The organism is Streptomyces sp. NPDC057136, assembly GCF_042670885.1.
Taxonomy (GTDB): domain Bacteria; phylum Actinomycetota; class Actinomycetes; order Streptomycetales; family Streptomycetaceae; genus Streptomyces.
In genome coordinates this window covers 1-21514 of the sequence record NZ_JBHUUV010000055.1, presented here as the reverse complement: position 1 = coordinate 21514, position 21514 = coordinate 1, and the positions used below count along the sequence as shown (strand labels likewise).

At 71.3% G+C, this 21514-nt stretch carries 23 protein-coding genes; 14 read left to right on the top strand and 9 right to left on the bottom strand.

Annotation, left to right across the window (positions count from 1 at the left end):
- Positions 1 to 35: 35 nt before the first annotated feature.
- Positions 36 to 431, bottom strand: a complete 396-nt coding sequence (locus ACFT7S_RS35915; RefSeq protein ID WP_382739813.1) for a nitroreductase/quinone reductase family protein — start codon at positions 429 to 431, stop codon at positions 36 to 38.
- 34 nt (positions 432 to 465) lie between these two features.
- Positions 466 to 1071, bottom strand: coding sequence for a TetR/AcrR family transcriptional regulator (locus tag ACFT7S_RS35910; RefSeq protein ID WP_382739810.1), 606 nt, complete (start codon positions 1069 to 1071; stop codon positions 466 to 468).
- A 166-nt stretch (positions 1072 to 1237) separates the two neighbouring features.
- Here ACFT7S_RS35910 and ACFT7S_RS35905 point away from each other — a divergent pair, with 166 nt between their 5' ends.
- Entirely contained in the window at positions 1238 to 2665 is a 1428-nt protein-coding gene (locus ACFT7S_RS35905; protein ID WP_382739807.1) for a purine-cytosine permease family protein, read from the top strand.
- Between the two features lie 48 nt (positions 2666 to 2713).
- Positions 2714 to 4375: an amidohydrolase gene (locus ACFT7S_RS35900; RefSeq protein WP_382739804.1), complete on the top strand. Its 1662-nt coding sequence runs from the start codon at positions 2714 to 2716 to the stop codon at positions 4373 to 4375.
- A 29-nt stretch (positions 4376 to 4404) separates the two neighbouring features.
- On the opposite strand, the gene ACFT7S_RS35895 is transcribed toward ACFT7S_RS35900, so the two are convergent.
- Positions 4405 to 5265 carry a transglutaminase-like domain-containing protein gene (locus ACFT7S_RS35895; RefSeq protein ID WP_382739801.1) on the bottom strand — a complete coding sequence of 287 codons (861 nt, stop codon included), beginning with the start codon at positions 5263 to 5265 and terminating at the stop codon, positions 4405 to 4407.
- A 17-nt stretch (positions 5266 to 5282) separates the two neighbouring features.
- On the bottom strand, positions 5283 to 6284 hold the full coding sequence (locus ACFT7S_RS35890; RefSeq protein WP_382739798.1) for a GNAT family N-acetyltransferase: 1002 nt from the start codon (positions 6282 to 6284) through the stop codon (positions 5283 to 5285).
- Positions 6285 to 6401: 117 nt separating this feature from the next.
- Between ACFT7S_RS35890 and fdxA the strand changes: the two genes are divergently transcribed.
- Positions 6402 to 6722 (top strand): ferredoxin, encoded by a 321-nt coding sequence (fdxA, locus tag ACFT7S_RS35885; protein WP_031091138.1) that lies wholly within the window; start codon positions 6402 to 6404, stop codon positions 6720 to 6722.
- 174 nt (positions 6723 to 6896) lie between these two features.
- Positions 6897 to 7994 carry a succinyldiaminopimelate transaminase gene (gene dapC / locus ACFT7S_RS35880; protein WP_382739795.1) on the top strand — a complete coding sequence of 366 codons (1098 nt, stop codon included), beginning with the start codon at positions 6897 to 6899 and terminating at the stop codon, positions 7992 to 7994.
- 73 nt (positions 7995 to 8067) lie between these two features.
- Here the strand turns inward: dapC and ACFT7S_RS35875 are convergent, their stop codons facing one another.
- Positions 8068 to 8571: an ATP-binding protein gene (locus tag ACFT7S_RS35875; protein ID WP_382739793.1), complete on the bottom strand. Its 504-nt coding sequence runs from the start codon at positions 8569 to 8571 to the stop codon at positions 8068 to 8070.
- Positions 8572 to 8847: 276 nt separating this feature from the next.
- Entirely contained in the window at positions 8848 to 9783 is a 936-nt protein-coding gene (locus tag ACFT7S_RS35870; RefSeq protein ID WP_382739790.1) for a hypothetical protein, read from the bottom strand.
- Between the two features lie 60 nt (positions 9784 to 9843).
- Between ACFT7S_RS35870 and dapE the strand changes: the two genes are divergently transcribed.
- On the top strand, positions 9844 to 10923 hold the full coding sequence (gene dapE, locus ACFT7S_RS35865) for a succinyl-diaminopimelate desuccinylase (protein WP_382739787.1): 1080 nt from the start codon (positions 9844 to 9846) through the stop codon (positions 10921 to 10923).
- A gap of 85 nt (positions 10924 to 11008) precedes the next feature.
- Entirely contained in the window at positions 11009 to 11794 is a 786-nt protein-coding gene (locus ACFT7S_RS35860) for a TIGR00730 family Rossman fold protein (protein WP_382739784.1), read from the top strand.
- A 43-nt stretch (positions 11795 to 11837) separates the two neighbouring features.
- On the opposite strand, the gene folP is transcribed toward ACFT7S_RS35860, so the two are convergent.
- Complete coding sequence (gene folP / locus ACFT7S_RS35855; protein WP_382739781.1) at positions 11838 to 12710, bottom strand: dihydropteroate synthase; 873 nt, start codon at positions 12708 to 12710, stop codon at positions 11838 to 11840.
- A gap of 92 nt (positions 12711 to 12802) precedes the next feature.
- Here folP and ACFT7S_RS35850 point away from each other — a divergent pair, with 92 nt between their 5' ends.
- Both ACFT7S_RS35850 and ACFT7S_RS35845 read left to right on the top strand, forming a co-directional pair.
- Positions 12803 to 13198 (top strand): DivIVA domain-containing protein, encoded by a 396-nt coding sequence (locus ACFT7S_RS35850; protein WP_382739859.1) that lies wholly within the window; start codon positions 12803 to 12805, stop codon positions 13196 to 13198.
- The gene (locus ACFT7S_RS35845) at positions 13195 to 13791 is read left to right on the top strand and encodes a DNA-3-methyladenine glycosylase I (protein ID WP_382739778.1); all 597 of its coding nucleotides are present in this window, start codon (positions 13195 to 13197) and stop codon (positions 13789 to 13791) included. The genes ACFT7S_RS35850 and ACFT7S_RS35845 overlap by 4 nt, the downstream gene beginning before the upstream one ends.
- Here the strand turns inward: ACFT7S_RS35845 and ACFT7S_RS35840 are convergent.
- Complete coding sequence (locus ACFT7S_RS35840) at positions 13788 to 14585, bottom strand: enoyl-CoA hydratase/isomerase family protein (RefSeq protein WP_382739856.1); 798 nt, start codon at positions 14583 to 14585, stop codon at positions 13788 to 13790. The genes ACFT7S_RS35845 and ACFT7S_RS35840 overlap by 4 nt on opposite strands.
- Positions 14586 to 14912: 327 nt before the next feature.
- Between ACFT7S_RS35840 and ACFT7S_RS35835 the strand changes: the two genes are divergently transcribed.
- Positions 14913 to 15080 carry a DUF3117 domain-containing protein gene (locus ACFT7S_RS35835; protein WP_003966491.1) on the top strand — a complete coding sequence of 56 codons (168 nt, stop codon included), beginning with the start codon at positions 14913 to 14915 and terminating at the stop codon, positions 15078 to 15080.
- 143 nt (positions 15081 to 15223) lie between these two features.
- On the opposite strand, the gene ACFT7S_RS35830 is transcribed toward ACFT7S_RS35835, so the two are convergent.
- Entirely contained in the window at positions 15224 to 15889 is a 666-nt protein-coding gene (locus ACFT7S_RS35830; protein ID WP_382739775.1) for an O-methyltransferase, read from the bottom strand.
- Positions 15890 to 16067: 178 nt separating this feature from the next.
- On the opposite strand from ACFT7S_RS35830, the gene sigE reads away from it, so the two are divergent.
- The 5 genes from sigE to ACFT7S_RS35805 all read left to right on the top strand — a co-directional run bounded on the left by sigE (position 16068) and on the right by ACFT7S_RS35805 (position 21381).
- Complete coding sequence (gene sigE, locus ACFT7S_RS35825; protein ID WP_382739772.1) at positions 16068 to 16829, top strand: RNA polymerase sigma factor SigE; 762 nt, start codon at positions 16068 to 16070, stop codon at positions 16827 to 16829.
- Positions 16826 to 17824 (top strand): zf-HC2 domain-containing protein, encoded by a 999-nt coding sequence (locus ACFT7S_RS35820; protein ID WP_382739769.1) that lies wholly within the window; start codon positions 16826 to 16828, stop codon positions 17822 to 17824. The genes sigE and ACFT7S_RS35820 overlap by 4 nt, the downstream gene beginning before the upstream one ends.
- A gap of 89 nt (positions 17825 to 17913) precedes the next feature.
- Positions 17914 to 19755, top strand: a complete 1842-nt coding sequence (locus ACFT7S_RS35815) for a trypsin-like peptidase domain-containing protein (RefSeq protein WP_382739766.1) — start codon at positions 17914 to 17916, stop codon at positions 19753 to 19755.
- A gap of 110 nt (positions 19756 to 19865) precedes the next feature.
- On the top strand, positions 19866 to 20330 hold the full coding sequence (locus ACFT7S_RS35810; RefSeq protein ID WP_382739764.1) for a sec-independent translocase: 465 nt from the start codon (positions 19866 to 19868) through the stop codon (positions 20328 to 20330).
- Positions 20331 to 20724: 394 nt separating this feature from the next.
- Positions 20725 to 21381 carry a hypothetical protein gene (locus ACFT7S_RS35805; protein ID WP_382739761.1) on the top strand — a complete coding sequence of 219 codons (657 nt, stop codon included), beginning with the start codon at positions 20725 to 20727 and terminating at the stop codon, positions 21379 to 21381.
- Positions 21382 to 21514: the final 133 nt, after the last annotated feature.

Here is a 21514-nt window from a genome sequence, read left to right as displayed (position 1 = left end):
CATACGCTCCGTGTCGACTCCCTCCTCCGCCCCGGTCAGTCGTCGAGGTCGATCCGGACCGTCAGCAGATTCGTCCCGACCGCCCGGACCACCGCGCTGTTGAACAGCGGCAGCCTCCGGAGCCTCGCCCGGGGATCGTCCTGCGCAAGAAGCTGGGCGGTGCCCGTGTGCCACCGCCCTCCGATCCGGACCCGGACCCGCGGGTCCGCCTGGATGTTCCGCACGTACTGCGCCTTCTCGCCGAACTCCGAGACGATCCAGAAGGCTTGCGCGACGCGGCGTCCGCCGACCGGCGTGCGCCGGGGCAGTCCGGACTTCCGCCCCGTCGTCTCCAGGAGACACTGCGCCGGCAGCCGGGTGGAGAGCGGATTGACGACGCGCCTCTGGAGCGTGGTGACGGCCCGGAACTTCAACTCGCGGTAGTGCGGCATACATGGTCCTCTCGGTCTCCGACTGGCTTCGTTCTCAGGCGCGTTCGACCAGGCGGGCCGCTGCCGAGCGCGCCGAGGCCAGGGCTCTGCCACGGTCGGACTCACGCTGCCCCAGGACCACTCGGGTGCTCAAGCCGTCCAGCAGCGCCAGCAGTTCGGACGCGCGGGACGGGACGTCCAGGGCGGCCGAGAACGTGGACCGGGCCACCCCCTTGGTGAGCAACGCCTCCAGGTCCTCCTGCCAGGCCCGGTCCATCTCCTCCTGGGCCCGGCGCAGCGGTTCGCTCGCCGGGATGCGCGCCCAGAGTTCGATCCACAGGGTCCAGCGCGGATCGCGCGGCCCGCGGGGCAGGTACAGCTCCAGGAACAGGTCGAGCTTGCGCTCCGCCGTCACCCGGCGGGACAGCAGGGCCTTGCGCTCCTCGGTGAGCGCGGCCTCGCTCCAGCGCAGGGCTTCCAGCAGCAGCCGGTCCTTGCTGCCGAAGTAGTACAGGATGTGGCCGCCGCTGGTGCCCAGCCGCTCGGCGAGGGCGGACATGGTCAGTGCCCCCAGGCCGTCCTCGGCGATGGCCGTCATGGCCTCCTCGAGCATCCGCTCCTGGGCGATGTGCCCGTCGCGCCGTCGTGCCGCTCCCGCCACCCGCTTCGCCCTTCGTCCCCGACGTCCTCCGTCTCCGCCCGACCTTATCCGCCCGTCCGCGCGGATTCCCGCCGGAGGTCTTGACGTCCGGGCGGACACAGCGCATCTTGAATGCCGTTCAAGTTGTTTGAACGTCATTCAAGGTTACAAGGGAGGGGCGAGGCGCATGATCGAGCCACGGACAACCACCGGCACGGCCGGCACGGCCGGCACCACGGGCACCGCAGTCGCGAGCGACGAGGTGTTCCGGGTCGAGAAGCACGGCATCGATCCCATCCCGGACGAGGAACGGCACGGCAGTGCCAAGGACCTCTTCTGGCTCTGGTTCGGCTCCAACCTCACCTTCACCTACGTGATCAACGGCGCCCTCGCCGTCGCCTTCGGCCTCTCCTTCTGGCAGGCCACCGCCGTCGTGGTCGTCAGCGGCCTGGCCTTCTTCGCCATCAGCGCGGCCGGCCTCAGCGGTATCCGCACCGGCACCGCCACCCTCGTCATCTCCCGTGCCGCCTTCGGCGTCCGCGGCAACTTCCCCGCCGGAGTGCTCAACTGGGTGGTGAGCATCGGCTACACCATCGTCAACACGGTCGTCGGCACCCTCGCACTCGAAGTCTTCTTCGCCGACCTCGGCTGGCACGGCGGTGACACCGCACGCGCCCTCGCCCTGCTCATCACCCTCGCCCTGACCTTCGTCGTGGCCATGTGGGGGCATGCGACCGTGCAGTTCGCCGAACGCTGGATGGCCTACGTCCTGGCCATCGGCTTCGCCGCCGTGCTGGTCTACGTCCTGCCCGGCGCGGACACCGCCGCCCCGTCGGCCGCCCCCGGGGCCTCCGGCTGGAGCCTGGCCTTCGTCGTGATGCTGGCCGGCCCGTTCTCGTACCTGCCGATGCCCGCCGACTACACCCGCTACCTGCCGCGCACCACCTCGCTGCGCTCGATCACCTGGAGCGGCGCGCTCGGCGGCTTCCTCTCCTCGGTCGCCCTCGGCATCGCGGGTGTCGCCGCCGCCACGCAGACGGACATGACCGACGCGGTCGCAGGAGCCGAAGCGCTGCTGCCCGGCTGGTTCCAGCCGCTCTTCCTGGCTCTCGTCCTCGGCGGCTCCGTCACCAACTCGATCATCACGCTCTACTCGTCGAGCCTCAACCTCCAGGTCCTCGGCATTCCCTGGAGCCGGGCGAAGGCCATCGTCATCAGTGCCGCCGTCACGGCGCTCGGCTCCCTGGGGGCCCTGTTCCTCACCGACTTCACCGCGTCGCTGCTGTCCTTCCTGTCCCTGCTGATCATCGTCTTCGCCCCCTGGGGCGGTGTCTTCCTCGCCGACATGCTGCTGCGCCGCTGCCGGTACGACACCGAGGCACTGCACGCCGGGCGCGAGGGCGCGTACTGGTACCGCTCCGGCTACCGCCCGGCGGGCATGACCGCCCTCCTCGCCGGCATGGTCTTCGCCGCACTCACCTGCGACTCGGAGCTCTGGACGGGCCCGCTGGTCGCCCCGCTCGGCGGCGCCGACCTCACCCTGCTCGGCGCGGTCGTCTCCGGGCTCGTCCACTGGGCGCTCGCCCGCCGCGGCACAGCCGTCCGGCCCGCCTGACATCTCCGCCCCCGAAACACCCGTACCACCACTGGAGCCCGAACCCCGATGAACCGCACCGCCCCCACCACCCCCGCCGACCTGGTCCTGACCGGTGCCCGAATCCATACTGTCGACCCCGCGCTGCCCGAGGCGCAGGCCCTCGCCGTCCTCCACGGCCGGATCGTCTGGCTCGGTCCCGACACCGGCGCGGCCGACTGGACGGGCCCGGACACGGAGCTGATCGACGCAGGCGGGCGGCTGGTCCTGCCCGGATTCATCGACGCCCACAACCACGTCCGCCTCGGCTCCGACGCGGCCTGCGTGCAGCTCGCCGGAGTACGGACCCTCGACGGCATCCACGAGCGAATCCGTACCTGGCACGCGGCCCACCCGGACGCCGAGTGGATCGAGGCCGAGGCGTTCGACTATTCGGCGATTCCCGGCGGCCGGATGCCCCGGGCGGCCGATCTGGACCCCGTCACCGGCGACACCCCTGCCTTCGTTCTCAGCTACGACGTGCACACCGCCTGGCTGAACACCGCCGCCCTGCGCCGCCTCGGCATCGCCAGGGGCCGTACGAGCCTTCCCTTCGGCGAGGCGGAAACCGACCCGGTCACCGGTGAACCCACCGGTTTCGTCAAGGACTTCGCGGTCAAGGGACTCTCCCGCGACGGACACAGGGCGCTGCGCGAGCTCGGTGTGCCGTGGGCCGCCCCCGACCGCCAGTACGGGCGCCTGACCAAGAGCCTCGACGACGCGATCGGGTACGGCATCACGACGGTCGTCGAGCCGCAGAACTCCCTCGACGACCTCGCCCTCTTCGAGCGGGCCCGGGCCGAGGGCCGACTGCGGTCCCGGATCGTCGCCGCGCTCTTCCACCCGCGCGGCACCACCGCCGCGGACCTCGAAGACTTCGCGGACGCCGCACGACGGTTCGACGGCGACCGGCTGAGGGTCGGCCCTCTGAAGCTCTACATCGACGACGTCGTCGAGCCCCGCACCGCCGCGCTGCTGGAGCCCTACGCGGGCTGTGGCCACCACCGGGGCGAGACCTTCTACCCGGCCGAGGAGTTCGCCGGACTGCTCGCCGGGCTGGACGCACGCGGCTTCCAGTGCTTCGTGCACGCGACGGGGGACCGAGGCATCCGTACGGTCCTGGACGCCGTCGAGCACGCCCGTACGGTCAACGGCCCGCGCGACGCACGCCACCAGGTCGTCCACGTCGAGTGCCTCGACCCCGCCGACGTACCGCGCTTCGCGGAGCTGGGCGTGGTCGCCTGCATGCAGCCGAGGCACTGCGCACCGGAAATCGCCGGACCGGGCCAGGACTGGGCGGAGAACGTCGGGCCGGACCGCTGGCACAAGGCATGGCCGATGCGCAGTCTGCACGAAGCCGGCACGGTCCTTGCCTTCTCCAGCGACTGGAACGTCGCCGAGATGGACCCGATGGTCGGCATCTACACCGCTGTCACACGGCGCCCCCTCGACGGCGGGGAAGCATGGCAGCCGGGCGAGACGGTCGACGTGGAGACGGCCGTGCACGGCTACACGATGGGCTCCGCGTACGCCAACTTCCTGGAGGAGGAGAGGGGCTCGCTGACGGTCGGCAAGCTCGCCGACTTCGTGGTGCTGTCCCGCGACATCCTGCGAGCCGCCCCCGAGGACATCCCGGGCACGGTCGCCGAGACGGTGGTGGTCGGCGGGGCCATCGTGCACCGGGCCCGCTGACGTCCTGGGCACCCGTCCCCGCCGACGCCCTAGTTCAGCCGCGCCCTGGCCGCGTTGGCGCGGCGCCGGACCGCGTCCGCCGTCGCCGGTTCGATTGCCTCGACGACCTCCGCGTACGCGTCCATCTCCGCCGCCCCGCGCAGGAACTCCCCGCGCTGTACGAGGAGCTGGGCGCGTTCGTAGCGCAGCCTCGCCGGATGGGAGGGCAGCAGCAGCGACAGTTCGAGTGCCCACAGCGCCACGTCCGTGCGCTCGGGGCGGGCCGCCGACCAGGCCCGGACGTTGTTCAGAATCCGCAGCACGATCTCCAGCGGCCTGGCGGGCACCAGCATCGACGGCTCCAGCGGCGCTCCGGTCGCCCCGGCCACCAGCAGCTCCGCGTCCTGCCCGCTCAACGGCGCACCACCGGCGAACGGGTCGGCCAGCACCCGTTCCTCCGGATCACCGAAACCGACCACGAAATGGCCGGGCAGCGCCACCCCGTACACCGGTGTGCCCGCCCGCCTGGCGACCTCGATCCAGACCACCGAAAGCAGGATCGGCAGCCCGCGCCGCCGCCGCAGCACCTGCTGGAGCAGCGAGGACTCCAGCCGCTGGTAGTCGTGTGCCGAGCCGGCGAAGCCGCAGCGCTCGCCGAGCAGTTCGGCGAGCACCGAGGCCCAGGAGCGGGCATCCCGCGCCCCGTAGGGCAGCAGTCCGGCCAGCCGGTCCAGTTCGATCTGCGCCGCGTCGACGCCGTACGGGTCCGGGCCCGTAGTGTCCGCCGATGCCGCGGGGACCGCCTCCGCGCCCAGCAGCAGGCACAGCAGTGCGAGGTCCGGCCGTTCGGCACGTGCCTCGTCGGCGAACTGCCGTCGGCGTCCGTCCTCGTCCCATTCCTGAGCGCTCATATCCGGCCCGTACCCCGCTACGCCGAACGGAAGTGGTGGTAGCGGTGGTGGGCGGCGAAACCCATGCCGTCGTACAGCGCACCGGCCGCGCCGTTGTCCGTCTCCACCTGGAGCCAGGCCGCCGACGCCCCCTCGTCCAGGGCCTTGCGGGCCAGCGCGGTCATCACGGCCGTGGCGAGACCCCGGCGCCGCTGCTCCGGACCCACCTCGACCGCCATGAAGCCGGCCCAGCGCCCGTCCACCACACACCGGCCGATCGCCGCCGGGGTGCCGCTCCCCGCGTCTCCCGGCACGGATGCGAACCACACGGACGGCCCGCTGTTCAGGACCGCGAGCACCTCGGGCCCCGGCGTGTCGAAGCGCTGGTACCGGGACATCCACGCCGCGTCGATCTCGCGGCTCAGCCGTACCTGCCCGGTGTCCGCGTCCCGGTCACCGATCGGCGCCAGCGCCGCCACGCGTACCTCGGCGGACACCTCGCGCTGCCAGCCGAGCCGCTCCAGTTCCGCGCACAGCAGCTCCTGCGTGCCCTCGGCGCCGGTCGCGGTCTGGATGTACGCGGGCAGCCCACGCACCCCGTACCACTGACGGACACGATCGAGCGCCTCGTCGAGCGGAAGGCCGGGGTCGCCCAGCGGGAGCACGGAGTTGGCGCGCCGGGTGAATCCGTTCGCGGCGCGCAGCCGCCAGTCGCCCAGCGGTTCGCTCTCCACCGGCTGCCAGGCACGGGCCGTGATCCGGGCCAGCTCGTCGAACGAGGCCGCCGGGCCGCGGCGGCGGGCCGGGGCGGACGGGACGACCTTGCCGGCTACCAGAGACGATTCCGCGATGTGGACGGTTTCCCCACTCTTCGGTGTGATCGACAGCACATGATTGTTCCATGATGTGAGAACCCCGACCGCGTCGGTGAACTTCGAGCCCACGTCGGAGGTGGCTGACCGCCTCCGCACAGATACGCGTTTTCCCACGTCAGCGGGGGTGATGCGGACCTCCAGCCGTCCGCCCATGGTGAATTCCACAGCTGTGTCCGCCCCTCCTGTTCGGATCGTGCCCGGGAACGGAGATACTAGGGGCGGGCATCGACGACGCCGCGCTCCCGCGCGAGAGCCAACGCCCTACCGAGGAGGAACGACAGCGTGACCTACGTCATCGCGCAGCCTTGTGTCGACGTAAAGGACAAGGCCTGCATCGAAGAGTGCCCCGTCGACTGTATCTACGAGGGCTCCCGGTCCTTGTACATCCACCCGGACGAATGCGTCGACTGCGGAGCGTGTGAACCGGTCTGTCCGGTCGAGGCCATCTTCTACGAGGACGACACCCCGGAGGAGTGGAAGGACTACTACAAGGCCAACGTGGAGTTCTTCGACGACCTGGGTTCGCCCGGTGGCGCCTCCAAGCTCGGTCTCATCGAGCGCGACCACGCGTTCATCGCCGCGCTGCCGCCGCAGAACGGCTAAGCAGCGGCCGCAAAGGCGCCGCCCGGTCCCGTACGGCTCGTCACCGTGCGGGACCGCGGTGTTTTCCGGCCCGGCCCGCCCGCTCAGCCGATGCGGGCCCGTACCCGCTCGTGACCCACGCTCGTGACCCACGCTCGTGACCCACGTACGAGAAATACGAGAAAGCAGAGACCCGTGTCTGGCGCAGTCTCCTCCCGTCTCCCGGTATTCCCCTGGGACAAGCTCACGCCCTACAAGTCGACCGCTGCCGCCCACCCGGACGGCATCGTGGACCTGTCCGTCGGCACACCCGTCGACCCGGTGCCCGAGCTGATCCAGCGGGCGCTCGTCGCCGCGTCCGACAGCCCCGGCTATCCGACGGTGTGGGGGACCGAGGCCCTGCGTGACGCCCTCACGGGCTGGGTGGAGCGGCGCCTCGGTGCGGTATCCGTGGCGCACGAGAACGTCCTGCCGGTGGTGGGCTCCAAGGAACTGGTGGCCTGGCTGCCGACCCAGCTCGGCCTCGGCGCGGGCGACAAGGTCGCCTACCCGCGGCTCGCCTACCCGACGTACGAGGTGGGTGCCCGGCTCTGTGGCGCCGAGCCCGTCGCGTACGACGACCCGACCAAACTCGACCCGGCCGGGCTCAAGCTGCTCTGGCTCAACTCGCCGTCCAACCCGACCGGCCGCGTGCTGTCCAAGGACGAGCTGATCCGGATCGTGGCCTGGGCCCGCGAGCACGACGTGCTCGTCTTCAGCGACGAGTGCTACCTCGAACTCGGCTGGGAGGCCGAGCCGGTCTCCGTGCTCCACCCGGACGTCTGCGGCGGTACGTACGAGGGCATCGTCGCCGTCCACTCGCTCTCCAAGCGCTCCAATCTCGCCGGATACCGCGCGGCGTTCATCGCCGGTGATGCGGCCGTCCTCGGCGAGCTGCTGCTGATCCGCAAGCACGGCGGGATGATGGTGCCGGCCCCGGTCCAGGCCGCCACGGTCGCCGCGCTCGGCGACGACACCCATGTCGCCGAGCAGCGTGTCAGGTACGCGGAGCGGCGTGCGGTGCTGCGTGCGGCGCTGGAGGCGCACGGCTTCCGGATCGAGCACAGCGAGGCGAGCCTGTACCTGTGGGCGACGCGCGACGAGCCGTGCTGGGAGACCGTGGCGTACCTGGCGGAGCTCGGCATCCTGGTGGCGCCGGGTGACTTCTACGGGCCCGCCGGTGACCGCTTCGTGCGGGTGGCGCTCACGGCGACCGACGAGCGGGTGGCGGCGGCCGCCAAGCGGCTGTCCTGACGGCGGCGCCCGGCACACGACAGCGAAGGGCCTCGGGAGTGCGCACTCCCGAGGCCCTTCGCGTGGTGCCGGGTCAGTTGAGCGGCAGGCCCTGAACGGGCAGCCCGCCCAGGCTGTCGGTCGGCAGGCCGCCGCCCACGGCGTCGGTGGGCAGGCCGCCGCCCACGGCGTCGGTGGGCAGCCCACCGCTCAGGCTGTTGGTGGGCAGGCCGCCCTCGGTCGCGGAACCGGCGGCCGAGCCGAGGATCTCTCCGCCGTGGCCCGCGGTCCGACCGGCGGTCTCCTGCGCGGCCGGGGCGGCGACGCCGCCCGCCTTGCCGACGGTCTTGCCCGCGGCCGGGACGGCCGTACCGACGATCTTGCCGCCGGTGTCGCCCGCGGCCTGGGTGCCCTGCTGGGAGGCGCCGTCGATGGTGTTACCGAGGCCGGCACCGTCCAGGGCGGTGACGCCGCCCAGGTTCGGGGTCTCCGGGAGCCCCGCGGCACCTGCTGCGCCGGCCGCACCGACCACGGGGGCCGCACCTGCGGCGATCAGCAGCGCGGCGCGGGCGATCCGGCGGGTCAGGGGGAGGGACATGATGCTCCTTCGACGGTGTTCAAGCGGTGATCGGACGCACTGACAACCGGTCCGGGGGCGGGGAAGGTTGCGGTGGGCCGAGGTAAAGACTGAGTAATGCGTCCGATAATCCTCAGGGGAAGAACCCGGGCAAACATTGCATTACGCAGCGGCCGGACGAACCGTCACTTCCCTGTGCGCGCAAGGGAATCGGAGCGGACGGAAGTGCGGGGGAGAAGGGGGCGGAAGTGGCAGGCGGGTGATCGGCCGGAAGGCCCGTACGGGGGACGGCTCGTACTACTGCGCGAGCCGGATTCCGACCTCGGTGGTGCCCGGTTCGTCCAGCTCCGCGCGTTCCGTGCGCCAGCCCTCACCGGCGTTCCAGACCCGGTCCGAGTAGGAGACCCGGTCGATCCGCAGGGCCCCGGCCCGGGCGACCGCCCAGTGCGCCAGCTCCCAGCCGCGCTTCGGCGCCGCGCCGTCGTCGGACTCCACGGCCGGCCGCACGGGCACCGCCACCGTTCCGGTGGGCTCGGCCCCCGCCGCGAGCGCCTCCGGCAGCACGTTCTTGCCGAAGGACCGCACGAGCTCGGCCCGTACCTGCGCGGTGTCACCGGGGCCGGTCGCGGTCGGCGTGCCGGGCGAACAGTCCAGCGCGGCGGGCGCGCGGCCGGTCAGCGCCGCCGCCAGCAGCGCGGCATCCGGCTCGTGCTTCGCGTACGCCTGCGGGAAACCACTGCGCTGTACGCGCTGCGCGGCGACGGTCAGCGGCAGCCGCGAATAGCCGGGGACCTCCGCGAGATGGTCGTAGAACTTCCCGGACGAGTACACCGGGTCCATGATCTGCTTCGGGGTCCCCCAGCCCTGCGAGGGGCGCTGCTGGAAGAGTCCGAGCGAGTCCCGGTCGCCGTGCTCGATATTGCGCAGCGCGGACTCCTGGAGCGCGGTGGCGAGCGCGATGGTCACCGCACGCTCCGGCATCCCGCGCGTCGTGCCGGCCGCAGAGATCATCGCGGCGTTGGAGGCCTGCTCGGGGCTCATCTCGTACGTGTGCCCCTCTCCCCTCGGCCCGTCGGCGGACCGGACGACGCAGCGCGGCGACCCCTTGCTGCCGGAGACGTACTGCACGGCCAGGTAGCCGGCCAGGGCCGTGAGCACGGCAAAGGCGGCCGTGAGGCGCAGGAAGCGGCTACGGCCCGGGCGGGGGCTGGCTGAAGTGGCGGTCCGGGGCACGTGGCCACGGTACTGGAGGGCCCGAGCGGCGTGACGGGGACGTCCCTTAGGGTCGTGGGCATGGCGGAAAGCAAGCTCGACCTCACCCTGGACGGCCCCGCACTCACAGCTCGGCTGGTCGACTTCCCGTCGGTCAGCGGGAACGAGAAAGCCCTGGCCGACGCGATCGAGGAGGCGCTGCGCGACCTCTCGCACCTGACCGTGGAGCGGTACGGCAACAACGTCGTGGCCAGGACGAACCTCGGCCGCGGCGAGCGCGTCGTACTGGCCGGGCACATCGACACCGTCCCGATCGCCGACAACGTTCCGTCCCGGCTGGACGAGAACGGCGTCCTGTGGGGATGCGGAACCTCCGACATGAAGTCGGGCGTCGCCGTCCAGCTGCGGATCGCGGCGACCGTGCCCGAGCCCAACCGGGACCTGACGTTCATCTTCTACGACAACGAAGAGGTCGCCGCGGACCTCAACGGCCTCGGGCACGTGGCCGAGGCCCACCCCGACTGGCTGGAAGGCGACTTCGCCATCCTGCTGGAGCCCTCCGAGGGCCAGGTCGAGGGCGGCTGCCAGGGCACACTGCGGGTCCTCCTGCGTACGGAGGGGGAGCGGGCGCACTCGGCGCGCAGCTGGATGGGGTCCAACGCCATCCACGCCGCGGCCCCGATCCTGGCCCGCCTCGCCGCGTACGAGCCGCGCCGGCCGGTCATCGACGGGCTGGAGTACCGCGAGGGTCTCAACGCCGTGGGGATCGAGGGCGGCGTCGCCACCAACGTCATCCCGGACGCCTGCACGGTCGTGGTCAACTTCCGTTACGCCCCCGACCGCAGCCCCGAGGACGCCGTCGCGCACGTCCACGAGGTCTTCGCGGACTGCGGCGTCACCGAGTTCGTCATCGACGACCACTCCGGCGCGGCGATGCCCGGCCTCTCGCACCCGGCCGCCGCGGCGTTCATGAAGGCGGTCGGCGGCACGGCGCAGCCCAAGTTCGGCTGGACGGACGTCTCCCGCTTCGGGGCGCTCGGGGTGCCCGCGGTGAACTACGGCCCCGGTAACCCGCTCCTCGCCCACAAGCGCGACGAGCACGTGGTGACCGCCCTGATCACCCACTGCGAGGACCGCCTCCGCTCCTGGCTCACCACCTGACCCACTGCATTCCCCTGCGCGTAACCTCCGCCGATCTACGCTGAGCCGACACAGGCACATTGCAGGTCGGCGGAGGGAGCAGATCATGGGCAACCCGGAGGACGCACGGATTCCCGAGGGCGCGCAGGTCCCCGAAGGTGCGGTCATGCCTGAGGAACAACGGCTCGGTCCTGTGCTGCGGCGCAGGGACCAGGTACAGCCGGGCACGACCGATCAGCGGCTGCTCGACACCGAGGGCGACTCCGAATGGGTGCACACCGACCCGTGGCGGGTCATGCGCATCCAGTCGGAGTTCGTGGAGGGATTCGGCGCCCTCGCCGAACTGCCCAGCGCCATCAGCGTCTTCGGCTCGTCCCGGACACCGGCCGGCAGCCCGGAGTACGAGGCGGGCGTACAGCTCGGCAAGGCACTGGTCGAAGCGGGCTTCGCGGTGATCACGGGCGGCGGTCCCGGAGCGATGGAAGCCGCGAACAAGGGGGCCCGGGAGGCGAAGGGCGTCTCGGTCGGCCTCGGCATCGAGCTGCCCTTCGAGTCCGGCCTCAACCCGCACGTCGACATCGGCGTCAACTTCCGTTACTTCTTCGTCCGCAAGACGATGTTCGTGAAGTACGCGCAGGGCTTCGTGGTCCTGCCGGGCGGCCTCGGCACCCTGGACGAACTCTTCGAGGCACTGACACTGGTCCAGACGGGCAAGGTGACCCGCTTCCCGATCGTCCTGTTCGGGACGGCGTACTGGGGCGGCCTGGTCGACTGGCTCCGCGACACGGTGGTGGCCCAGGGCAAGGCGTCGCAGAAGGACCTGGTGCTCTTCCACGTGACGGACGACGTGAAGGAGGCGGTCATGCTGGTGACCAAGGAGGTCGGCCGGTAGGGGGCGCGAGGGTCCGGGGCGGCGGCGCCCCGGACCCGGGCCCCTACGCCAGCCCCCGCCGCGCCACCGACGGCGCCCGATGCCCCGCAATCGACGCCACCATGTCCAGCACCTGCCGCGTCTCCGCCACCTCATGCACCCGGTACACCCGCGCACCCAGCCACGCCGACACCGCCGTCGTCGCCAGCGTGCCGATCACCCGTTCCTTGACCGGACGGTCGAGGGTCTCCCCGACGAAGTCCTTGTTGGACAGCGATACGAGCACGGGCCACCCCGTCTCCGCCATCTCACCCAGCCGACGCGTCGCCTCCAGCGAGTGGCGGGTGTTCTTCCCGAAGTCGTGACCGGGGTCGATCATGATCCCGTCCGGCCTCACCCCGAGCTCCACGGCCCGCTCGGCCAGCCCCACGGTTACCCGCAGGATGTCCGCCATCACGTCCTCGTACTCGACCCGGTGCGGCCGGGTCCGCGGCTCCGCGCCGCCCGCGTGCGTGCACACCAGCCCTGCTCCGTACCGGGCGGCGACCTCCGCGAGCTTCGGGTCGACGCCGCCCCACGCGTCGTTCAGCACGTCCGCACCGGCCTCGCAGACCGCCTCGCCCACGTCGTGCCGCCAGGTGTCCACGCTGATCACCACGTCCGGGTGACGGCGCCGCACCTCGGCGACGAAGCCGACCGTACGGCGGGCCTCCTCCGCAGCGGTCACTTCCTCACCGGGCCCCGCCTTCACCCCGCCGATGTCGATGATCGCGGCACCTTCCGCGACCGCCTGCTCGACCCGGGTGAGCGCCGGTTCGTCGCGGAAGGTCGCGCCCTGGTCGTAGAAGGAGTCAGGGGTCCGGTTCACGATCGCCATGATCACCGGATCGTGCGGCCCGAATTCCCGCCGCCCGAGCCTGAGCGCACCGCTTCGCATCCCGTGTTTCCTCCTCAGTAGGTCGCCTGCGACCCTAACTGTCGGTGGCGCATGGCACGATCGAAGCCGGACAGATTTCCGCCCCCGGGGAGATGCGCGTGTTCTGGTTCTTGCTGCTCACGATGGTTGTGGTGGTGGCCGCGGTCACGCTCGCGGTGGTCGGCGGAGGCGGCAGCCCTGTCCTGCAGGACGTGCCGGCGGAGCGGCTCACCGACCCGCTGCCCGCGACGCGCCCGGTCGGCCGCGCGGATGTCGAGGCGCTGAGACTCCCGATGTCCGCCAGGGGTTACCGCATGGTGGACGTCGACGAGGCCCTGGACCGGCTCGGCGCCGAGCTCGCCGAGCGGGACGCCCGGATCGCCGAGCTGGAGTCCGCGCTCGCGGGAGCCCAGGCGACCGCGGTCAACGGCCCCGATCTGTTCAAGCAGCCGGACCAGCAACCGGACCAGGAGTCCGGGCCGTACCCCGGCGAGGAGGACCAGCGATGAGCACCGGAGCCGAACCGGCCGCGGACGGCGGCCTGCGCTGCCCCTGGGGCCTCTCCACCGAGGACTACCTCGCCTACCACGACACCGAATGGGGCCGGCCCGTCCACGGCGACGACGCCCTGTTCGAGCGGCTCTGTCTGGAGGCGTTCCAGTCGGGTCTCTCCTGGCTGACCATCCTGCGCCGCCGGGAGGGCTTCCGCAGCGCCTTCGCCGGGTTCAAGATCCCCGCGGTGGCGGAGTTCACCGACGCCGACAAGGAACGGCTCCTCGCCGACGCCGGCATCATCCGCAACCGGGCGAAGATCGACGCCACCCTCGCCAACGCCCAGGTGCTCGCGGGCTGGGGCGAGGGCGAACTGGACGCGCTGATCTGGTCGTACGCCCCCGACCCGGCGACCCGACCCGCCCCCCGTGTGCTCGGGGACGTGCCGGCGGTCACCCCGGAGTCCACGGCGCTCGCCAAGGAGCTCAAGAAGCGCTCGATCCGCTTCGTCGGCCCCACGACGGCCTACGCCCTGATGCAGGCATGCGGCCTGGTCAACGACCACCTCGCCGACTGCGTCTCCCGACCCGGCCCGGAGGACAGGCCCTAACGGCCCAAGTACTTCGGACGCTCCTTGGCCAGGAAGGCCTGTACGGCGATCGTGTGGTCCTGTGACGCGCCCGCGCGGGTCTGGAGCTCGTCCTCCTTCTCCAGCGTCTCCGAGAGCGTGTGAGCCGCGCCATAGGCCATCGACGCCTTGAGCGAGGCGTACGCCACCGTCGGACCGTCCGCCAGGGCGCGGGCCACCGCCGCGGCCTCCTTCGCCAGATCGGCGGCGGGCACGACCTTGTTCGCGATGCCCAGGTCGTACGCCTCCTGCGCGGAGATCGAGCGCGGGAAGAAGAGCAGGTCGGCGGCGCGGCTCCGGCCGATCAGCCGGGGCAGCGTCCAGGAGACACCGGAGTCGGCCGTGAGCGCGACCCCCGCGAAGGACGTGTTGAACGCCGCCGTGTCCGCCACCACGCGGTAGTCGGCGGCGAGTGCGAACCCGAAGCCCGCCCCGGCGGCGACGCCGTTGACCCCGGCGACCACGGGCTTCTCCATCTCGGTGAGCGCCCGGACGATGGGGTTGTAGTGCTCCTGCACGGTGCTCAGCGCGTTGCCGCCGCTCTCACCGGCCTCCGCGAGCTTGGAGACGTGCTCCTTGAGGTCCTGGCCGACGCAGAAGGCGCGCCCGGTGGCGGTGAGCAGAACCGCGCGCACCGTGCTGTCGGCCGCCGCCTCCAGCAGCGCCTCCCGCAGCGCGACCTTGGCCTCGGTGTTCATGGCGTTCATCGCGTCGGGACGGTTGATGGTGATCGTCGCGAGTCCGTCGCTCACGTCCATGAGCACGGTGTCCGCCATGGTGTCGCCCATTTCTGATGTCCCCTTACGGCTCCGGGATTGTGCCTGTCGGGGCAAGCATGGCCGACTTCCGGCGGCGCGGGCATGTGACCTGCGTCTAACAATTGGCTCTCACCTGGGGCCCGATGGCGGCGCAGTATCGCAGCCGGATTGCCGTATTGGGTGGTTTTGAGAGAGCGCGTTGCGCAAGCGATGCCGACCGATGTTGGTCATCGGGGTCTTTGATGCGGGATAATGGTCAAGAAGCAATGTGTTCGATGCCGGTGAGGCAGCGCCTGTCATGGGGCCGCCGGTTGCGATGAGCTGGTTTCAGGAAGGGGAACGAGCATGGCGGCCATGAAGCCGCGGACGGGCGACGGCCCGCTCGAGGTGACAAAGGAGGGGCGGGGCATCGTCATGCGCGTTCCGCTCGAAGGCGGCGGTCGGCTTGTCGTCGAGCTGACGCCGGACGAAGCCGATGCACTCGGCGATGCCCTCAAGAAGGTCGTCGGCTGACGCAGAGACGCCTAATCACTTCACTTCGCGACTGCCCCGGTACGGATTCCGTGCCGGGGCAGTCGTGTGGAGAAACCCGTACGAAATCAGGGCGTGCGGTACCGCCCGGCGCCCAGCAGGACCGCTCGGCCGCCCAGGACCGCTCAGCCGCGCCGGACCGCGCAGAGCAGCCCGTCGCCGACCGGCAGCAGTGTCGCCATCAACTCCTGGCTCTCCCGGACGGCACGCAGCAGCTCACGCAGCCGCAGTACTTCGGCGGGCTGGGCCGCGGAGTCGACCGTACGGCCGTCCGCGAAGACACCCTCGAAACAGACCAGACCGCCCGGTCGCAGCAGGCGCAACGATTCAGCGAGGCAGTCGAGGCTCTCCAGCCGGTCGCCGTCGCAGAAAACGAGGTCGTAGCCTCCGTCCGCGAGGCGCGGCAGCACATCCAGGGCGCGCCCCGGAATGAAACGGGCCCGGTTCGTGGCGAAGCCGGCCGCGCGGAACGCCTGGCGGGCGAACTGCTGGCGCTCCGGCTCCGGATCGACCGTGGTCAGTACGCCGTCCGGCCGCATCCCGTGCAGCAGATAGATGCCGGACACGCCGGTGCCGGTGCCGATCTCGGCCACCGCTTTGGCGTCCGCGGTGGCAGCGAGCAGGCGCAGCGCGGCGCCGGTGCCCGGGGACACCGAGCGAAGCCCTGTCTCGCGGGCCCGTTCCCGGGCCCAGCGCAGAGCTTCGTCCTCGGCGACAAAGGCGTCGGCGAACGCCCAGCTCGTCTGCCGGTTGGCGGTAATGACCCTCTCCTGTCCCCGTAGTTGGCGCAACGGTGACTGTATCCGCTGAACCCGGGAACCCGCAGATGGGACCGGGCGTTATGCAAGGACAGGGGAAAGCGCCTGGACCGGGCCCGCGCATCGGGCCCGGAATCATGCGCCACGAGGCCGGTCCGGCCCCGTCCCCAGCAGGAAAAAGGCTTATCCGGAGCTAACGGGCGAGGTGGCTATGGTAGGGGCTCCACTGGACACCACCAGAGCCGACAGGGGAGGTGCGGCTGCGCCTGTGGACCGGGGAGGAGTGCTGTGGCGCTTCTTCGGGTCGGCGGGTGAGCCGAAATCCGTGACCAACATTGCTGACCGTTCTTCCAACGCTTCCGCAACCACCGCGACGTTCGCCTCGGATGCGGAATCCCAGGCGTGGACCCCGCCCTCATGGGAAGAGATCGTCAGCACGCACAGCGGTCGCGTGTACCGCCTTGCCTACCGGCTGACGGGCAACCAGCACGATGCCGAGGACCTCACTCAGGAAGTCTTCGTCCGTGTCTTCCGGTCGCTCTCGACCTACACGCCCGGCACCTTCGAGGGCTGGCTGCACCGCATCACGACCAATCTCTTCCTGGACATGGTCCGCCGCAAGCAGCGGATCCGCTTCGACTCCCTCGGCGACGACGCGGCCGAGCGGCTGCCGAGCCGTGAGCCGTCCCCGCAGCAGGTCTTCAACGACACCCACTTCGACGCGGACGTCCAGCAGGCGCTGGACACCCTTGCGCCCGAATTCCGTGCCGCGGTCGTCCTCTGCGACATCGAAGGACTCTCGTACGAGGAGATCGCCGCGACACTCGGCGTGAAGCTCGGCACCGTGCGCAGCCGTATCCACCGCGGCCGCTCGCACCTGCGCAAGGCACTCAAGCACCGTTCGCCCGAGGCCCGCGCCGAGCAGCGCTCCCTGGCGGACGCGGTCCTGGCAGGGGAGGTCGGACCGGCGTGAGCGGCACAGGACCGACCCCCGCGGAGCAGCATCTGGGGGACCGGCTCGCCGCGCTTGTCGACGGTGAGCTGAAACACGACACCCGTGAGCGGGTCCTGGCCCACTTGGCGACCTGCTGCAAGTGCAAGGCCGAGGCCGACGCCCAGCGGCGCCTCAAGAGTGTCTTCGCGCAGTCGGCCCCTCCTTCACCCTCCGAAGGCTTCCTTGCCCGTCTGCAGGGTCTTCCCGGCGGTCCTGGCGGCGACGCCGGTCCCGGTGGACCGTTCGGCGGCGGCGGACGCTTCGCCGACGGACTCTTGCCGGTGATGCAGCCCTCCGGCAGCCGCACGGACACCCCGTCCGGACCCGGACCGATCGACAGCTTCGGCTACCTCCCCACCGTGCACGGCTCCACCGCCGTCCTTCCCGGTGGCGCGTCCGGCTCCTCCTTCCGGATACACGAGGTGAGCCGGGAGGCCGACCGTTCGCCGTGGCGGGGACGCAGGTTCGCGTTCGCCGCGGCCAGTGCCGTCTCGCTCGCCGCCATCGCACTGGGCGGCACGCTTCCGCTCGACGCCACGTCCGAGTCCCCGTTCCGCGCAGAAGGCGCCGACAGCAAAGTCACCCCGCTCGGTGCCGAAGCCCGGGCCGAGGGCGGCAACAAGACGGCCGACCGCAGCAGTGGTGGAGGCGGTGCGCTCGCCGTGGACGGCGACCGTTCGGCCTCGGCGTACCCGTCGGCCTCCCCGTCCCTCTCCCCGCCGCCCCCCGGCGTACCGCCGGTGTTCGCGACGGCTCCGTCCCTGCTCAGCGCCTCGCATTTCGCCGGGCGCACGTTCGCGCTGCCCGTGCTGAGCGTGTCCCTGCCCCCGCTGATACGCCCGACGGACGCCAGCCCGCTGCTCACCCCGTCGACCGGCGCCACGGCCGCTCAGGAGCCCCCCGAGCCCGCCGCGAAGGCCTCGGCCTTCCCTCCCCCCACCGATCACGCACTGCCGCTTTTCCCCCGGCGCTGACGGGGACCTGCGCAGAGATTCGCAAACCTGGTTGAATTCCGGGAGGGACGCCCCTGTGGGGACGTGCAGAGGCCAGTTGCGGGGAGAGCATGGACGACGGGAAGCCCACCGGACCGAAGGCGAAGTGGTGGAGCCGTCCCACGACGGGGCGCACCGGCCACATTGAGCCGGAGGACGCAATTCCCGCCGAGGACACGACGGGAGCCACCGGCCCCGTCGAGGCACCGCCCGCCGAAGCGGTGCTTCAGGAAGCCGCGCCCGTTGCTCCCGGAGCGGACGAGGAAACGACCGGGCGGATACCCGTCGTACCGGCCGAGCCGCCCGCCGGGGAGCCGCTCGTGCCCGCCCCCCGTGCGCAGCCGCTGCACGCACCGGACGAGTACAGCACCCCGCCCTACGGCGGGCCCGGCCCCTGGGCACCCGCGCCGCCCGTACAGCGCCCCGTCCCGACCCCGGCCCACGGCACCCCCGTACCGCCGCCGTACGCGGGGTCGAACGGCCACGGGATCGCCGCGGACCCCGGCCCCGCCTTCGCGCCCCCGCACGCGCACCAGCCGCAGGCTCACGCCCAGCAGCCCGGTCCCGGCCCGCAGCAGGTCCAGCAGCCCGGCCTCCAGCAGCCCCAACAGCCCGCTTTCCAACAGCCGGGGACCCAGCAGCTCCAGCAGCCCGGGGCCCAGCAGCCCGGGGCCCAGCAGCCCCAGGCGCCGCACCCCCAGCCGCCCACGTCCTCGCAGTGGCTTCAGTACGACCCGTGGGGCGTGCCCCGCCAGCCGTTGAGTGCCCCCGGTCTGCCCCTGGGGCCCGACGCCGGGCGCAGGAAGCGCCGACGCGGCTCCGTGCTCATCGGGGCCATGCTGCTTGCCCTGGTCGCCGGCGGCATCGGCGGCGGGATCGGTGCCTATATCGAGCGCACCGGCGGTCTGACCAGCGTCGAGCTTCCGCAGGCCGGACGGGACAGCGGCGGCCGGGCCCCCGACAGCGTCGCCGGTATCGCCGCCAGCGCCCTGCCCAGCGTGGTCACCCTCCACGTCAGCGGCTCCGGCGAGTCGGGCACGGGCACGGGTTTCGTCCTCGACAACGACGGCCACATCCTCACCAACAACCATGTCGTCGCCCCCGCCGGCGGCAACGGCGACATCACGGTGACGTTCAGCGGCGGCGAGACCGCGAGCGCCGAGATCGTCGGCAAGGACAGCGGCTACGACCTGGCCGTCGTCAAGGTCAGAGGAGTCTCCGGGCTCAAGCCGCTGGCCCTCGGCAACTCCGACAATGTGCAGGTCGGTGACCCGGTGGTGGCCATCGGCGCCCCGTTCGACCTGTCCAACACGGTCACCTCCGGCATCATCAGCGCCAAGGAGCGGCCCATCACCGCGGGCGGCGAGAAGGGCGACGGCACCGACGTCAGTTACGTCGACGCGATCCAGACCGACGCCCCGATCAACCCCGGCAACTCGGGCGGCCCGCTCGTCGACTCCCATGCGCATGTCATCGGCATCAACAGCGCCATCCGGGCCGCCGACAGCGGCGCGGGCCTGGACGGCGGCCAGTCCGGCTCCATCGGTCTCGGCTTCGCCATACCGATCAACCAGGGCAAGCGGGTCGCCGAGGAGCTGATCAACACCGGTAAGGCCACCCATCCGGTGATCGGCGTCACGCTGGACATGAAGTACACGGGAGATGGCGCCAAGGTCGGCACGAAGGGCGCCGACGGCGGGTCCGCCGTCACCTCGGGCGGCCCCGGGGCCAAGGCGGGCATCAGGCCGGGCGACATCATCACCGAGGTGAACGGCGCGCGGGTGCACAGCGGCGAGGAACTGATCGTCAAGATCCGCGCCCACCGCCCCGGAGACCGGCTCGGCCTCACGCTGACCCGTGGTGGTAAAGACCTGTCCATGACGGTGACACTCGGCTCGGCAAGCGGCACGTAACGGCCACCGGAAGGTACCGCCCGGACAGCTTCGGCGGGTACCGTGGAGCGAATCCGGGCCTGATTCGACCTGGTGGCGGAGAACACGCGGAGAACACGAGGAGCAACAAGGTGTTCAATGACATAGGCGCGCTCGAGCTGCTGACGCTCGTGGTTCTCGCCGTGCTGGTCTTCGGTCCCGAGAAGCTGCCGAAGGTCATCCAGGACGTCACCCGCACCATCCGCAAGATCCGTGAGTTCTCGGACAGCGCGAAGGAAGACATCCGCTCCGAGCTCGGTCCGCAGTTCAAGGACTTCGAGTTCGAGGACCTCAACCCCAAGACGTTCGTTCGTAAGCAGCTCATGGACGGCGACGACGAGCTGGGGCTGAAGGAGATCCGCGAGAGCTTCGACCTGCGCAAGGAAATGGCCGAGGTCACCGACGCGGTGAACGGCCGCGAGAGCGTGGCGTCGGCCGGCTCCGTGAACGAATCGGCGAAGGCCGCAGCCGACTCGGCGACCACCCCCGACCTGCTGAAGAAGCCCGCCCAGCCCGCAAAGGACGAGCGTCCCCCTTTCGACGCCGATGCCACCTGAGCTCGAGAGCCTTAAGCGGGAGTTCGACGCCGAGGAGGGCAGTTTCCTCCTCCACCTGTGTGGCCGGCGGTGGGACCGCGCCGCGTTCACCAGGCCGGAGCAGGCCATGCGAGCCGCGTGCGAGCGGTTCCAGACCTGCGAGACGTTCGACCGCCGGCCGGCCGAAGGGTTCTACGAGGTGGCGAAAGCCGTTCGGTCGTGGACAGCGCACCCCGACTTTCCGAGGCCGGCACCGGTCGCCTGTTTCGAACCCGGCGACAGGCTCGGAGACCGGCCAATTCCGACTCGTCCGGACCGTATGGCTATTCTCCATCTGTCCGGTTGCGTGGATGTCCACCCCGTGAAGGGGCGGGCCGCTCCGGATCTTTGACAGATCGAGGAGGCGGCCGGGCAGATGGAGACGAGTCGGGTAGGGGCGGATGGTGCGCCCAGCACAGTCACCGCAGAGGGGGTGCTGGCGGCCCGGCGTACGGTCGACGGCTATCTGCAGGCGCCATTTCCCTGGTACGGGCTGGACGAGGCCTTCGCGGGCCCGCGCTGGCTGATGCAGGTCGGCACCGCGGCGGACGGCACGGTGCAGCACGGTTCCACGGGCCACGGCGACGAGCCCTCGGTCCGGTCCGACGCGGGCGCCGAGAAAGAACGTTTCGCGGTCGTCGTGACCGTGGCTGCCAGCCCGGTGCGGCGCAGTGGTGACGGTACGGGCGTCCTGGACGCCACCACGGTCTCCTCGGCAGCCTGGCTCGCCGGGTCGGGCCTGCTCTCGTACACCTGGCCCCCGCAGCTCGACCACACGCTGCGCGACGACTGGCTCGACCAGCAGACCGAGACCGCCTTCGAGCTCGCCGACGACCTCGGCAACGCGCCCTGGTCGACGCTGTCGCTCCCGGTGGACGGTGTGCCGGTGGAGTTCCACTACCGCGAGTCCGAGTTCGGCTGGGTGCTGGCCGGTTCGGCGCACAACGGCGTCCACATCGGTGCGTACGGGCGCGGGATGAGCGCCTACGGACTGGGCTTCTCGGTGGTCGCCGACATCGCGGCGTACAGCTGACCTCGTACGGCTGACCGGGCCTGCCCCACGGGGACCACGCGTAAGGGGGCGGCCTCCGAGGAGGCCGCCCCCTTTACGCGTGGCTGCCAGCCCGGTGCGGCGCAGTGGTGACGGTACGGGCGTCCTGGACGCC